The organism is Mycolicibacterium austroafricanum (assembly GCF_000612725.1).
GTDB classification, from domain to species: Bacteria; Actinomycetota; Actinomycetes; order Mycobacteriales; family Mycobacteriaceae; genus Mycobacterium; species Mycobacterium austroafricanum.
Genome location: NZ_HG964450.1, coordinates 994,571 through 1,007,852, shown reverse-complemented (window position 1 = coordinate 1,007,852; position 13,282 = coordinate 994,571). Strand labels below are relative to the sequence as shown.

Sequence of the window (13,282 nt, the reverse complement as noted above, 5' to 3'; positions counted from 1 at the left end):
TGGCGCGGCGAGGGGTGAGGGCAGTATGCGGCGGCTAGCGGATCTCGTGGTGCGGTGGCCCTGGGCGGTGATCGCCGTCTGGGTCGCGATGGCCGTCGCGCTCCCGCTGTCCTTCCCGTCCCTCGGCGAGATGGCACAGAAGCACCCGCTCGTCATCCTGCCGAGCGATGCGCCGTCGAGCGTCACCGCTGCGAAGATGGCCGAGGCGTTCCAGGAAACGAGCAACGACAACCTTCTGCTGGTTGCGTTCATCAACGAGACCGGGCTCGAGCCGGCCGACGAAGCCACGTACCGCAAGGTGGTGGACGCCCTACGCGACGACGTCACGGACGTCGTGTCCGTTCAGGACTTCGTCAGCACACCACAACTGCGTCAGTTCCTGACCAGCGAGGACAAGACGACCTGGGTGCTTCCGGTCAGCCTCGAGGGGGAGCTGGGCACCCCGCGGGCCTTCGACTCGTTCAACCGGGTTTCCGACGTCGTCAAACACCACCTCGGTGACGGTCCACTGCAGGTGTATCTGACGGGTCCCGCCGCCACCGTCGCCGATCTCACCGTCGCCGGCGAGCAGGACCGCCTGCCCATCGAGATCGCGATCGCCGTCCTGGTGCTCGGCGTGCTGCTGCTGGTGTATCGCAGTGCGGTGACGATGCTGCTGCCGCTGGTGACGATCGGGTCGTCGCTGGTGATCGCGCAGGCCGTGGTGGCCGGATACTCGCAGCTGTCCGGCTCGGGCGTCTCCAATCAGTCGATCGTGTTCCTGAGCGCGATCATGGCCGGTGCCGGCACCGACTACGCGGTCTTCCTGATCAGCCGATATCACGACTATCTGCGGTCCGGCGCCGACTTCGACGACGCGGTCCGGGCGGCGATGATCTCGATCGGGAAGGTGATCACCGCATCCGCGGCCACCGTGGGCGTCACCTTTCTCGTCATGAGCTTCGCCCAGATGGGGGTGTTCAGGACGATCGGGGTCTCGTCGGCGATCGGCATCGGCGTCGCGTTCCTGGCCGGAATGACCCTGCTGCCGGCAATCCTGGTGCTCGCCGGGCCGCGCGGTTGGGTCAAGCCGCGACGCGAACTGACCGCCCGGTTCTGGAGACGTTCGGGCATCCGCATCGTGCGCCGGCCGGTGCCGCATCTGGTGGCCAGTGTGCTGGTGCTGATCCTGCTGGCCGGCTGCGCGGCCTTTGCGACCTTCAACTATGACGACCGCAAAGCCGTGGCGGCGTCGGCGCCGAGTTCCGTCGGTTACGCCGCGCTGGAACGCCATTTCCCGATCAGCCAGTCCATTCCGCAGTACATCCTCGTCCAGTCCCCACGTGACCTGCGCAGCCCGCAGGCCCTCGCGGACCTGGAGCAGATGGCTTCGCGGATCGCCCAGCTGCCGGACATCTCCCTGGTCAGTGGCGTCACCAGGCCGCTGGGGGAGGTGCCGCGGGAGTTCCGCGCCACGTTCCAGGCCGGCCTCGTCGGTGACCGGCTGGCCGCCGGGTCCGCCCAGATCGGGGCGCGCGACGACGACCTCGACGAATTGACCACCGGGGCCGACACGTTGGCCGACACCCTCGTCGACGTGCGGGCGCAGGTCAACAAGATCGCGCCCAGCCTGCAGACGCTGCTGGACGCGGTCACCAGGGTGCGCGTCGAGTACGGCGGCGACAGGTTGGTACGCGACGTCGAGACCGCGGCCAAGCTGGTCCAGAGCGTCAACGAACTCGGCCTGTCGATGGGCATCAGTTTCGCCGCGGTGCGGGACATGTTCGGCTGGATCGGGCCCGTCCTGGCGGCGTTGCACGGCAACGCGGTCTGCGACGCGAATCCGTCGTGCGTCAACACCCGCATGCAGTTCGAGCGCCTGATGGACGCGCGTGCGGACGGACGGCTGGAACGGATCAACACGCTGGCCGGCGAACTGGAGGGCCTCGACGACACGCAGTCGCTGAACTCGACGGTCAAGACACTGAACGCGGCGATGACCAACATCGTCAAGGCCGTCGACGAGCTGGGTCTGGATTCGCCGGGCGGCGCGCAGACGAGCCTGCGCGACATCCGGCAGGGCACCGACCGGCTCGCTAGCGGCAGCCGGCAGGTGGCGGGCGGAGTCGACCAACTGGTCGAGCAGGTCAGAGTAATGGCGGATGGCCTTAACCAGGCCGCGGCATTTCTCCTGACGATGCGGCACGACGCGGCGAGCGCGAACATGGCGGGGTTCAGCATCCCGGCCGAGGTGCTGAACGCAGTGGAGTTCCAGAAGGCCGCCGAGGCGTTCATCTCGCCGGACGGCCACTCGGTGCGGTATCTGGTGCAGACCCGCCTCAACCCGTTCAGCCCCGAGGCGATGGATCAGGTCAACGTGATCAACGACATCGCCAGGGGCGCCCAACCCAACACCTCGCTCGCCGACGCCTCGATATCGATGGGCGGCTTTCCCGCCGCGCTACGGGACACGCGCGACTACTACGAGCGCGACATCCGGTTCATCATCATCGCGGCCCTGATCGTGGTGCTGGTGACGTTGAGCGTGCTGCTGCGTTCCCTCGTCGCACCCCTCTACCTGGTCGGCTCGGTGGTGGTCTCCTATTTCGCGGCCATCGGTATCGGTGTCCTGACCTTCCAACTGCTTCTCGGTCAGCAACTGCACTGGAGCGTGCCGCCGCTGGCGTTCGTGGTGCTGGTCGCCGTCGGTGCCGACTACAACATGCTCTTCGTGTCGCGACTGCGCGACGAATCCCCGCACAGCGTCCGCTACGGCGTCATCCGCACGCTGGGTTCGACGGGTGGTGTGATCACCGCGGCGGGCCTGATCTTCGCTGCCTCGATGGCGGGTCTGTTGTTCTCCAGCATCGGGATCGTGGTGCAGGGCGGTTTCGTGATCGGCGTGGGGATCCTGCTGGACACCTTCGTGGTGCGCACCATCACGGTGCCCGCCATCGCCGCGTTGGTCGGGCGGGCGAACTGGTGGCCGTCCAAGGTCGGGCCGCAGCAGGCGGCGCCGCGGGCGGTGGAATCGGCAGGCAGCGGTTAGGTGGGCGCGCATATGATTGAGCCCCGCTTGGGCGGTTATCGCGATCCCGGAGGCCACGCTGAACCAGTTCGACCCGTCGATACGGACATGACATGACGTCCCAGTCGTCGATCCTGTCGATGCTGCACGGGCGCGCCAGCATGCGCCCCGGCGACGTCGCCTTCACGTTCACCGATTACGCCGTCGACCCGGCGGGTGTCCGGCAGACCCTCACCTGGTCGCAGCTGTCGATCCGGACGCTGAACCTGGCCCGCGAGATCCGCAGGCACGGGGCGGTCGGGGACCGGGCACTGATCCTGGCCCCGCAGGGCCTGGAGTACATCCTGGCGTTCCTGGGATCCATGCAGGCCGGACTCGTCGCGGTGCCGCTGCCCCTGCCTCATCCCGGTTCCGGTCACGACCGAGTGGGCGCGGTCCTCCACGACACCGAGCCGTCGGTGGTTCTCACGACGTCCGCGACGGCCAATGACGTCGGCGACTACGTCGCCTCGTCGCGTCTGGATGCCGCGCCGACGATTGTCGAGGTCGACGCGTTGGATCTGGACGCCGGGGGCGGGCTGAGCCTGGAGCCGGCTGATCTGCCGAGCATCGCGTACCTGCAGTACAGCTCGGGTTCGACGCGGCTGCCGGCCGGCGTCATGCTCTCGCACCGCAACCTCACCGTGAACTTCGAACAGCTGATGCGCAGCTTCTTCGCGGAGAAACCGCTGCCGCCGGACGCCACGCTGGTGTCGTGGCTGCCCTTCTACCACGACATGGGGCTGGTGCTGGGGGTCTGCGCACCGATTCTGTGCGGCCGCCGCGCCGAGCTGATGAGCCCGGTGTCGTTCCTGGAGAAGCCCTCCCGCTGGATGCGTGCGCTGGCCGAGAATCCGCATGCGTGGTCGTCGGCGCCGAATTTTGCGTTCGATCTGGCCGCCCGCAAGACCACCGACGCCGATCTGGCCGGGCTCGACCTCGGTGGCGTGGTCGGCATCATCAGCGGTGCCGAGAGGGTGGAGCCGGCCACATTGCATCGATTCGTGGATCGGTTCGCGCACTTCAATTTTCAAGATCACATGATGCGTCCGTCCTACGGTCTCGCCGAGGCGACGGTGTTCGTCGCGTCGGGCGTCTGGAGCGAATCGTCGCCGGCGGCGCACTTCGACACCGAGGGACTGGCCGCGGGCCGCGTTCAACCGTGCGCTGCCGGCAAGGGCACCGCGCTCGTCAAATACAAAGTGCCGCAATCGCCGTTGCTGCGGATCGTCGACGGCGATACTCACCGCGAATGTCCTTCGGATGTCATCGGGGAGATCTGGGTGCACGGTGAGAACGTCGCCGCCGGCTACTGGAACAAACCCTCCGAAGACCAGAGCTGTTTCGGCGCAACACTTGTCGATCCTGCGCCGGGTGTGCCGGACGGGCCTTGGCTGCGTACCGGGGACCTCGGCTTCATCGACGGGGGTGAGTTGTTCATCGTCGGCCGGATCAAGGATCTGTTGATCATCCGGGGGCGTAACCATTATCCCGAGGACATCGAGGCGACGGTGCAGGAGATCACCCGGGGCCGGGTCGCGGCGATCTCCATCCCGGTGAACAGCACCGAGAAGCTGGTCACCGTCATCGAACTCAAGAAGCCCGCTCACCTCGGCGAACTCAGTGAGGTCAAGAGCGATGTCACCGCTGCGATCTCGAATGCGCACGGCCTGAACGTCGAGGACCTGGTGCTGGTGCCATCCGGGTCGATTCCGACGACGACGAGCGGCAAGATCCGTCGTGCCGCGTGCGTGGAGCAGTACCGGCAGGACCAGTTCGTTCGCTTGGACGCCTGAGCCCGGCAGTGCGGTAGCCCGACAGTTCGGCGTTTCGACAGTTCGGTTTTCCGGCTGTCCGGTGTTCCGGCTGTCCGCATCGGATTTCGGCAACGCCGCGACGATCGATAACGCAGTTGCAGCGGATGGCGCGAACCGAATGTCCTTATATGCCCATCCATTTGAGAGCTGGATTGGGTACTGACCTCCAGCCGTCCGAGCCGTTCCAAGCCCTTGCCGAGGGGAGCGCTCCCCGCGGGGCGACCTAGTTGGTGGTGGGTGGTGGGGGTTGGAAGGGTGTGTACCACTTCCATTGGGCGCGTTCCCCGGGTGGTCCTTGGTAGGGCGCGACTGCGGGTGGGGATTGGGTCGGGGGCCGGGCCAGTGATCCCGGTTCCAGGTGGCGCCCGACGCTGTCGGTCACTGTCAGCTGGTCGGCGGGTCCGGTGATGGTGATGACCCCGCGGTGGTGCAGCCGGTGGTGATGGGGACAGACCAGCACCAGGTTGTCCAACTCGGTCAGACCACCGTCTTCCCAATGCCGGATGTGATGGGCATGCAACCCCCGTGTCGCCCCGCAGCCGGGCACCACACACGTACGGTCACGGTGCTCCAGCGCCCGCCGCAACCGCCGGCTGATCGCCCGCGTGGTGCGCCCGGAACCGATGACCTGCCCGTGGCGTTCGAACCACACCTCACAGGTGGCATCACAGGACAGATACCGGCGCTCAGCCGCCGAGAGCGCCGGCCCCAAATGCAGGGCGCGGCGATCTTGTCTTTCACGTCGACATGCATCACCACCGTGGTGTGCTGCCCATGCGGGCGCCGCGCCACCTCAACATCCCAGCCGGCCTTCACCAGCGCCCAGAACGCCGCCACCGTGTCCGGCAACGGCGCCCGCCCCACACCCTCACCACCGCCACCGTCGTAGTCGGGGCCGGGGTTGGTGATGTCGCGGCCGTCCCCGTGGCCGGGGTCGCTGTTGATGTCGTGGTTGTGGTCGTCGGTGTGGTCGGTGATGTTGTGGTCGCGTTTCCACTGCGCCACCAACGCCTCGTGATGCGAGCGCAGCGCCGTGTCGAACGTCGCCGCCTCCTCATGGGGCAACGCGATCCGCCAATAGGTGTACTGCTCATCACTGGTCTTGGTGATCGACGCCCGCGGCGCCGGATCACGCCGGGGCTTGGCCTCAGATTCGGATTCAGGGTCGCAGTCGGCACCAGACTCGGATTCTGGGTCGGGTTCGGGTTCGGGGCGGGGTTCCTGCTTGACCGCGGTGCGTAACTGGGCCACCGTCGAATGAGCGGCCAAATCGGCGTAATGATCATCAGAACCCGCCCCCGCACGCTCGGCGATCACCCCGAGCTGATCCAACGACAGCCGACCCTCCCGCAAATCCCGGCTACACCGCGGGAACTGCTCCAACCGGCGCGCCACCGCCACGATCGTCTCAGCGTTACGAAATGAGGTCCCCAACTTCCACGCGAGCAGGCCCTCCAACGACTTCACCCCGGTGATCGCCCACAACCCGGCACCATCAATCTCGGCAGCGATCTGCGCAATACGCCCATCAATGGCATTGCGCTGACCCGCCAACTCCGCCAACTCCTCGAAACACACCTCAAGCCGATCAGACTGACGCACCACACCACCAGTGCCAGTACCCACCGGAACCCTCAAGGACATAACCCCATCCAAGCACCAGCCACTGACAAAAAACGGCTACGCGAAGTTCGGCTCCCGATGCCGGGATGATCCGCAAGTGGTTCCTCGATGAAATCCTCGCCCTTGGTGAAGGCGGTCTCGGGGCGACGTTGCGGACACGCCCTGGTGCCGCCCGGGGCGACCCCGACGACGAGCGGCAGGCGCCCACCGTTATCGGGCGCGACATCAAGCCTTGTCGACTGCAGGGCAACGCTATATGTTCTATGCCATGTTGCATAGTATCGGCCGCAGCGGTGGGGCTCGATCAAGCCGGCTACCTGACACCCGGACGGCCGGACACCCCACAACGACGACCCCGAATGGAAGACCAGACATGTCCCCACAGCATCGCGGCCCGATGGACGGGCTCAGGCGCGCCCTCGTCGGAGCGAACAAGAGGTTCTTAGGGGCATTGCGTTCCCCCGAGGCGAACACGGTTCTCGACATGCCGATTCGGTTCAACGGTTTCGACGAGTTGCGGCGATACGAACACTGTCTGGTGGTCACTTACCGCAAGGACGGCACACCGATGCCTCAACCCGTATGGCCCGGCTACGACGGCGACCGTGTCTATCTGTGGACCGAAGTCCAGGCGTACAAAGCCAAGCGGCTCCGCCGCAATCCCGAAGCGCTCATCGCCCCGTGCTCATTTCGGGGTAAGCCGCTCGCTCCTCCGATCGCCGCGCGCGGTCGCATCCTCGAGACGGCAGCCGAGCGCGCACACGCCGAAGCGGTCATCCGTTCCCAATGGGGATGGAAACGAAAGGCCTTCGCGGCCGCATCGCGCCCCCTCACCGACGTGCACTACATCGAGCTGGTGCCCCTGACCTCGGCCACCGCCGATACTCCGGCCACTGAAGATCGAGCATGAGCCCACGCACCTCCGACGCACGCGAAAGAATGCTCGACAGCGCATCGACGCTCATCCGCGAACACGGCGCCTCCGGCACCAGCTTGGACGACATACTCCGTCACAGTCGTGCCCCCCGAGGATCGGTCTATCACCACTTCCCCGGCGGTCGCGCACAGCTCATCGAAGAAGTGGTGGACCGGGCCGGCGGCGCACTCGCCGCAATACTCGGCGACGCCGGCGACGCGACACCCGCCACCACGTTCGACGTATTCATCTCCACCTGGAAGGCCGGTCTGGAGGCCTCGGGCTTCCGTGCCGGATGCCCCGTCCTCGCGGTCGCCGTCGAGACCAACGACGACGCGCCGCAGCTGACCGAGGCCGCAGCCCGCGCGTTCGGCAGCTGGCGCGACGCCCTGAACACGGTGCTGCGGCACCAGGGTGTCCCGCCGGCCCGCGCCCGCCGACTGGCGACCCTGATCGTCGCCGCGGTCGAGGGCGCCGTGGCGCTGAGCCGCGTCGAGCGCAACACCCAACCGATTGACGACGTCGCTCGCGAACTGCGCGCGCTCATCCGTCAGGCGACTGACGCCTCCTAGCAGGCAACACAGTCGGCCGAGTCGCGTGACAGGGCGATCCCATCCGCGGTTGTCAGCTGCGCCGGACGGTCAGGCGGGTAGGGTTCGAGGCAGTGCAGCCGAGCAGGTCGGGGTGGTGTGTCAAAGCTATGAAGCGACTACTCGCATTCGGTACCGCGCTGACCACCATCGGCGCCGCGGGCTGTCTCGGATTCGGCATCGCCGCGGCCGACGAAGCACCTGCGGTGCCACCGAGCCCCACGCCGGCCGACGCTCCGCCGCCGCTGGGAACCCCCGGCAGGGCGTACGCGCTGGGCGGCGCCCACGTGCTGGGCATCCCCTACGACGAATACATCATGCGCACGGGCGCGGACTGGTTCCCCGGGCTGGACCGGCAGATCGTCGACTACCCCGCGGGTCAGGTCCAGGGCCACACCCTGGAACGGCTGTTCCCGGGGATCGGTCGGCTGGACGACTCCTTCCCGGGCATCGGGATCGACGGCCCCAGCGTCGGCGAGTCCGTCGACGTCGGAACCCCGAATGTCATCACCGCGATCCGGGAGGGCGGACGCGGCACCGCGATCGGGCTGTCCGAGGGTGCGATGGTGCTCAACGACGTGCAGGCCAAGCTGGCCTACGATCCGGCCGCCCCGCCGCCGGACCAGTTGAGCTTCGCGATGTACGGCGACCCGGTGGCCCGGCACGCCTTCGGCGAGAGCTTCCTGACCCAGAACTTCCCCGTCGGCAGCGTCGTCCCGTCACTCGATTACCGGATTCCGCCTCCGGTCGAAAGCCAGTACGACACTTATCAATTCGTCTCCGCATACGACAGCATCGCCGACTGGCCGGACCGCCCGGACAACTGGATATCCGTCGCCAATGCGATCGTGGGCCTGGCCACCGGTCACACCGCGGTCGCCTTCACCGAGCCGAGTATGGTGCCGCCGCAGAACATCCGGACCACCGTCAACTCCAGGGGCGCGAAGACCACCACGTACATGATCCCCGAGGAGCACCTTCCGCTGGTGCTGCCGTTCAAATACCTCGGGGTGCCCACCGAGACTCTCATCGAACTCGACGCGGTGCTCAAGCCGTTCGTCGACGCGGGGTATTCGCGCAACGACGATCCGCTGACCGCGCCGATCACCGTGGACCCGGTGAACGGCTACGACCCCGCAGAGGTCACCGCCCCGGCGACGCAGGCCGCGTTCGGCGGCGCCGCCGACCCGGTGTCGCAGCTGCTGTCCGGGCTTCAGTACGTGCTGAACAATCCGCCGTAGTCCTGGGCCACTGCCTACAGTCCGGCGAAGCCGACGGCGACCAGCACGCAGCCGACCACGGCCAGTAGCAGGGAGACGCCGCGACGGCCCTGCGCCCGCACCCACTCGTACAGCGACGAAAGTGCGGCGCGGGTGCGGTCCGGGGCCACCAGGTAACACAGCAGCGGGATCTCCACGAGCGCGAACGCCACCACGTTGAACACGATCAGCGCACTGAACTGCACCGCCGCCGCGGCGCCCGACGCGACGATCAGGGCCAGCGCGGCCAGGTAGTCGATGGAAGGCAGCGCGATGCCGAGCCCGGCCACGCCCGCCGTCCACAGCGAGCGCCCTTCGAGCAACCGGCGTGCCCGCGTCACCAACGGGGCCCAGCGTCCGGCGGCCGTACCGTCCCGGTTACCTCCCAGCACACCGGTGGCCAGCAACACCGCGTTGACCAGTACCACCGCGCCGACCCCGAGCTGCACCCTGGGCAACGTGAAATGCGCAGACCCCAGCGCGGGCCGCAACACGAACAGCACGATCAGCCCCACCGCGGTGCCCATCACGAAGCCACCCGCCAGGAAAGACAGCAGCTGCAGCACCGGTCTCGGCCGGTTCACCATCACCACCGTCATCCCGATCCGGAACGGCTCCAGGCTCACCGCGGCAGCCATCACCAGGAGCGGGAACCACATGATGGCGTCACGTTACCGTCGAACCGCCTCCGCCCGGCTTACGTTCACGCCGATCCGGACCCTGGCCGGGCCGGGGCGAGGCGGCGATGATGGCGCGGTGACCGCTCTGAGCACCGCGTTGCCCGTCGTCGATCTGCGGGACGACCTCGACACGCTGCGTGACCAACTACGGCGGGTCGCCCGCGGCGTGACCGCCGACCCGTCGGACGAGCGGATCTTCCCGGTGTACGGCCGCAAAGCGTGGAAGAGCCGGTTGCGGGCGCACCCGGACGTGGCCGCGGCGCACGGTTACGTGGGATGATGGCGTCGATGAGCGGTTCAGGAACCCACTCGCAGACCAACCTCGACGCGGCGTCTCTGCGCGAGGCGTTCGGACATTTCCCCTCCGGCGTCATCGCGATCGCGGCCGAGGTGGACGGCGCCCGTGTCGGCCTGGCGGCGAGCACGTTCGTGCCGGTGTCGCTGGATCCGCCGCTGGTGTCCTTCTGCGTGCAGAACACGTCGACGACGTGGCCGAAACTCAAGGACGTGCCCTACCTCGGTATCAGTGTGCTGGGCGAGGCCCACGATGCGGCCGCACGCACACTGGCCGCCAAGACCGGCGACCGGTTCGCCGGTCTGGAGACGGCATCCTCAGCGCGTGGCGCGGTGTTCATCCACGGCACAAGCGTGTGGCTGGAGAGCAGCATCGAACAGCTGGTGGCCGCCGGCGATCACACCATCGTGGTGCTGCGAGTCAGCGACATCACGGTGCATCCGGATGTGCCGCCGATTGTGTTCCACCGCAGCACGTTCCGCCGCCTCGGTGCCTGAGGAACCGATACCGCCCTGCCGTCAGGGCCGGGCGGCGAGTTCTTCGCGGTAGTTCTTGACGCGCTGATCCAGTTCGGCGGCGTCGGCGTTGCGGCCCTCTTTGCGGGCCAGGTCCGCGCGGGTACTGAGTTCGCGGATCGCGGTGCGAATGTCGTTGATGCTGTGGGGCTCGCGAAGCGACATCGGAGCTGCCTTTCGTCGGTGATTGGCTGCTCTCCGCAGCGTACCCCCGGATCCCGCCGGTACACCTGACTGCGTCAGATCCGGTTCAGGGCCGCATCTCGTAGGCGCCGTCGTAGCTCCTCACCTGGTCCCATACCCGGTCGAAGCGGACGGCGTCCACGGTCGGCTTGCGCACCGCCGACAGTGCCCACTCCTGCTGCTCGAGCGTGGAGCTCGGCTTGCCGTGCAGCGCGACCGCGTACGCGGAGAAGTCGCGGATCTGGACGTCGAAGATCTGGTCGACGAGGTCGCTTTCCAGTCCGGTCAGCTCGGCCTGCTCGAGGATCAGCTGGCCGTACACCACGAGGGTGAACAGGTGCCCGACCACGAGCACGAAGTCCAGGTCGCGTTGCTGGTCGGCATCGGGCGCCGCGGTGGCCAGCAGGTCCTTGAACGCCTGCACCTGTTGGTAGAACACGGCGACGTTGGGGATGCCGGTGTTGCGTTCGTAGACCGGCGCCCAATCGGCGAACCGCACCTTCGACGCGCCGCGAGCCGGGCCCTGCGACCAGAAGAACACGTCGTCGGCCGGATCGTCGCGGGTGCCGATCTCGGGATACGGGGCCGGGTTGAACATGAAGTTCGGCATGAACTTCAGAATCTGCGCGACGTTGACGTGCACCGTTCCCTCCAGCCGCGGCAGCGCCCCGATCAGGCGGGTGACCTGATAGAAGTAGGTGTTCTTCTCGAATCCCTTGGCGGCCAGCACATCCCACAGCAGCGTGACGACCTTCTCGCCCTCGGACGTGACTTTCGACTTCGTCACCGGGTTGAACAGCAGGTAGCGGCGGTCGTCCGGCCCGGCGCTGCGGAAGTAGTCGATGGCGCGGTCGCTGAACAGCTTCATCGCGATCAGCCGGGTGTAGGCGTCGACGAAGCCGGCCCGCACGTGCGGGAAAGCGGTCACCGGGTTGCCGTAGAGGATGCGGTTGTTGGCATGGTTGATCGCCTCGTAGAAGGCGTGCTCGCACATCCCGATCGAGCCGCTGCACAGGTTGAACTTGCCGACGTTGACCGTGTTGAGGGCCGCCGAGAACGCGTCTGGCCCGGTGGCCAGGATGTCCTCTTCGTGCACCGGATAGTCGTGCAGCGCGAAGTTGCTGACGAACATCTGGCCGTGCACGACGTTGCCGATCAGCTCGTAGCGCTCGTGGCCGCTGTCGGCGACGAACCACACGTAACCGTCCGCGCCCTCGACGTCGGTGCGTCGCGCGAACACCGACACCATGCCCGCCACGTTGCCGTTGCCGATGTAGTACTTCTCGCCGGAGGCGCGGAACAAGACGCCGTCGTCGTCCCCGTCGGCAGTTGTCTGCTCTTCGCGCGAGCGCTCATCGCCGGCGGGGGTGAGCAGCATGTCGGTGTTGTAGATGTCGGCGCCGTGGTCACGCTCGGAGAGCCCGAACGCCATCACACCGCCGGCCTCGAGCTGCTCTGCCGCCCGCTCCTTGGCCTTGACGTTGCCGCTCTGCCAGATCGGTCCGAGGCCGAGGATGGTGACCTGCTCGGCGTACCAGTACGACAGGCCGTAGAACCCGAGGATCTCGCTGAGCACGGCGTTGCGCGAGGTGTCCCAGCGCTTGTTCGGGTCACCGTTGGCGAACTCCGACGGGGTCAGGAACGTCGCGAACAGCCGTTCCCGCCTCACGAAGTCCAGGAAGTCGGTCACCCATTCCGCATTCAGGTCGTCGCGCAGCAACCGCACCTTGCCGCGCTGCTCGAACCAGTCGATCAGGGCTGCGAGGAGGCGCCGTGACTCCGGGTCGAGCCGCTTCGGGTCGAAGTTGTTCGGGTCGAGCAGCAGCGGGGTCTCCGGCATGGGTCGCCTCCTTCTCTCCGGCGAATTCTGCGCGCTCAAGCACCCCACGTGTCGCGTTTTGCGCGCGATTCGCTAGGCGGCGTGCACGTTGCGCAGTCCGACCGCGTTGCGTAACCCGGAGCAGTTCACGCAGCCCACGCAGCCGATGCAGTCCTCGCAGTCGATGCAGCCCACACAGGCCTTGCACTTGATGCACGCGATGCACCCCAGACAGGCCAGGCATCCCCGGCAAGCGATCGACAGCACCACGAGGATGCAGCCGGCGATCGCGGCGCTGCCCGCGGTGGCGATGGACCCGGCGACGGCGGCGCTGCCGGCGGTCGCGATCGACCGTGCGACTGCCGCGCTGCCCGCGGTGGCAATGGATCCCGCGACGGCGGCGCTGCCGGCGGTGGCGATGGATCCCGCGACCACCGCGCTGTCCGTCGTCGCGATCGACCCCGCGACAACGTAGCTGTTCTGGGTACGGAGCGAGCCGACGACGGCGCGTTCCGCGCCGTCGTCGGTCTGGGTCATAC

General features: G+C 67.4%; 11 protein-coding genes and 1 pseudogene. 7 read left to right on the top strand and 5 right to left on the bottom strand.

What is annotated here, in order from left to right; genetic code table 11:
• Nucleotides 1–25: 25 nt before the first annotated feature.
• Nucleotides 26–3,028 carry an MMPL/RND family transporter gene (locus tag BN976_RS04890; RefSeq protein WP_011777593.1) on the top strand — a complete coding sequence of 1,001 codons (3,003 nt, stop codon included), beginning with the start codon at nt 26–28 and terminating at the stop codon, nt 3,026–3,028.
• 92 nt (nt 3,029–3,120) lie between these two features.
• Nucleotides 3,121–4,842, top strand: a complete 1,722-nt coding sequence (locus BN976_RS04885) for an AMP-binding protein (protein ID WP_011777594.1) — start codon at nt 3,121–3,123, stop codon at nt 4,840–4,842.
• 244 nt (nt 4,843–5,086) lie between these two features.
• Here the strand turns inward: BN976_RS04885 and BN976_RS04880 are convergent.
• Nucleotides 5,087–6,507 (bottom strand): annotated as a pseudogene (locus BN976_RS04880) (HNH endonuclease signature motif containing protein).
• Between the two features lie 463 nt (nt 6,508–6,970).
• On the opposite strand from BN976_RS04880, the gene BN976_RS33735 reads away from it, so the two are divergent.
• The 3 genes from BN976_RS33735 to pe all read left to right on the top strand — a co-directional run bounded on the left by BN976_RS33735 (nt 6,971) and on the right by pe (nt 9,233).
• On the top strand, nt 6,971–7,396 hold the full coding sequence (locus BN976_RS33735; protein WP_011777596.1) for a PPOX class F420-dependent oxidoreductase: 426 nt from the start codon (nt 6,971–6,973) through the stop codon (nt 7,394–7,396).
• Entirely contained in the window at nt 7,393–7,974 is a 582-nt protein-coding gene (locus tag BN976_RS04870) for a TetR/AcrR family transcriptional regulator (protein ID WP_011777597.1), read from the top strand. Before BN976_RS33735 ends, BN976_RS04870 begins: the two co-directional genes overlap by 4 nt.
• A gap of 128 nt (nt 7,975–8,102) precedes the next feature.
• Nucleotides 8,103–9,233 carry an acyltransferase PE gene (gene pe, locus BN976_RS04865; RefSeq protein WP_036368399.1) on the top strand — a complete coding sequence of 377 codons (1,131 nt, stop codon included), beginning with the start codon at nt 8,103–8,105 and terminating at the stop codon, nt 9,231–9,233.
• Nucleotides 9,234–9,247: 14 nt separating this feature from the next.
• Here the strand turns inward: pe and BN976_RS04860 are convergent, their stop codons facing one another.
• Complete coding sequence (locus BN976_RS04860; protein ID WP_011777599.1) at nt 9,248–9,910, bottom strand: GAP family protein; 663 nt, start codon at nt 9,908–9,910, stop codon at nt 9,248–9,250.
• Nucleotides 9,911–10,007: 97 nt separating this feature from the next.
• Here BN976_RS04860 and BN976_RS04855 point away from each other — a divergent pair, with 97 nt between their 5' ends.
• Nucleotides 10,008–10,211 (top strand): hypothetical protein, encoded by a 204-nt coding sequence (locus tag BN976_RS04855; RefSeq protein WP_011777600.1) that lies wholly within the window; start codon nt 10,008–10,010, stop codon nt 10,209–10,211.
• Entirely contained in the window at nt 10,211–10,723 is a 513-nt protein-coding gene (locus BN976_RS04850) for a flavin reductase family protein (protein ID WP_370501480.1), read from the top strand. The genes BN976_RS04855 and BN976_RS04850 overlap by 1 nt, the downstream gene beginning before the upstream one ends.
• 21 nt (nt 10,724–10,744) lie before the next feature.
• Here the strand turns inward: BN976_RS04850 and BN976_RS33140 are convergent, their stop codons facing one another.
• The 3 genes from BN976_RS33140 to BN976_RS04840 form a co-directional block, all read right to left on the bottom strand.
• The gene (locus tag BN976_RS33140) at nt 10,745–10,906 is read right to left on the bottom strand and encodes a hypothetical protein (protein ID WP_011777602.1); all 162 of its coding nucleotides are present in this window, start codon (nt 10,904–10,906) and stop codon (nt 10,745–10,747) included.
• Between the two features lie 85 nt (nt 10,907–10,991).
• Entirely contained in the window at nt 10,992–12,764 is a 1,773-nt protein-coding gene (locus BN976_RS04845) for an acyl-CoA dehydrogenase family protein (protein ID WP_011777603.1), read from the bottom strand.
• Between the two features lie 72 nt (nt 12,765–12,836).
• Nucleotides 12,837–13,280: a hypothetical protein gene (locus BN976_RS04840; RefSeq protein WP_011777604.1), complete on the bottom strand. Its 444-nt coding sequence runs from the start codon at nt 13,278–13,280 to the stop codon at nt 12,837–12,839.
• Nucleotides 13,281–13,282: the final 2 nt, after the last annotated feature.

Excerpts from the sequence above, each read along its gene's own strand:
- BN976_RS04845 (WP_011777603.1), bottom strand. The coding sequence starts at position 12,764 with ATGCCGGAGACCCCGCTGCTGCTCGACCCGAACAACTTCGACCCGAAG.
- BN976_RS33140 (WP_011777602.1), bottom strand. The coding sequence starts at position 10,906 with ATGTCGCTTCGCGAGCCCCACAGCATCAACGACATTCGCACCGCGATC.
- BN976_RS33735 (WP_011777596.1), top strand. The coding sequence starts at position 6,971 with ATGCCGATTCGGTTCAACGGTTTCGACGAGTTGCGGCGATACGAACAC.
- BN976_RS04850 (WP_370501480.1), top strand. The coding sequence starts at position 10,211 with ATGGCGTCGATGAGCGGTTCAGGAACCCACTCGCAGACCAACCTCGAC.
- BN976_RS04885 (WP_011777594.1), top strand. The coding sequence starts at position 3,121 with ATGACGTCCCAGTCGTCGATCCTGTCGATGCTGCACGGGCGCGCCAGC.
- BN976_RS04890 (WP_011777593.1), top strand. The coding sequence starts at position 26 with ATGCGGCGGCTAGCGGATCTCGTGGTGCGGTGGCCCTGGGCGGTGATC.
- BN976_RS04840 (WP_011777604.1), bottom strand. The coding sequence starts at position 13,280 with ATGACCCAGACCGACGACGGCGCGGAACGCGCCGTCGTCGGCTCGCTC.
- BN976_RS04870 (WP_011777597.1), top strand. The coding sequence starts at position 7,393 with ATGAGCCCACGCACCTCCGACGCACGCGAAAGAATGCTCGACAGCGCA.
- pe (WP_036368399.1), top strand. The coding sequence starts at position 8,103 with ATGAAGCGACTACTCGCATTCGGTACCGCGCTGACCACCATCGGCGCC.
- BN976_RS04860 (WP_011777599.1), bottom strand. The coding sequence starts at position 9,910 with ATGTGGTTCCCGCTCCTGGTGATGGCTGCCGCGGTGAGCCTGGAGCCG.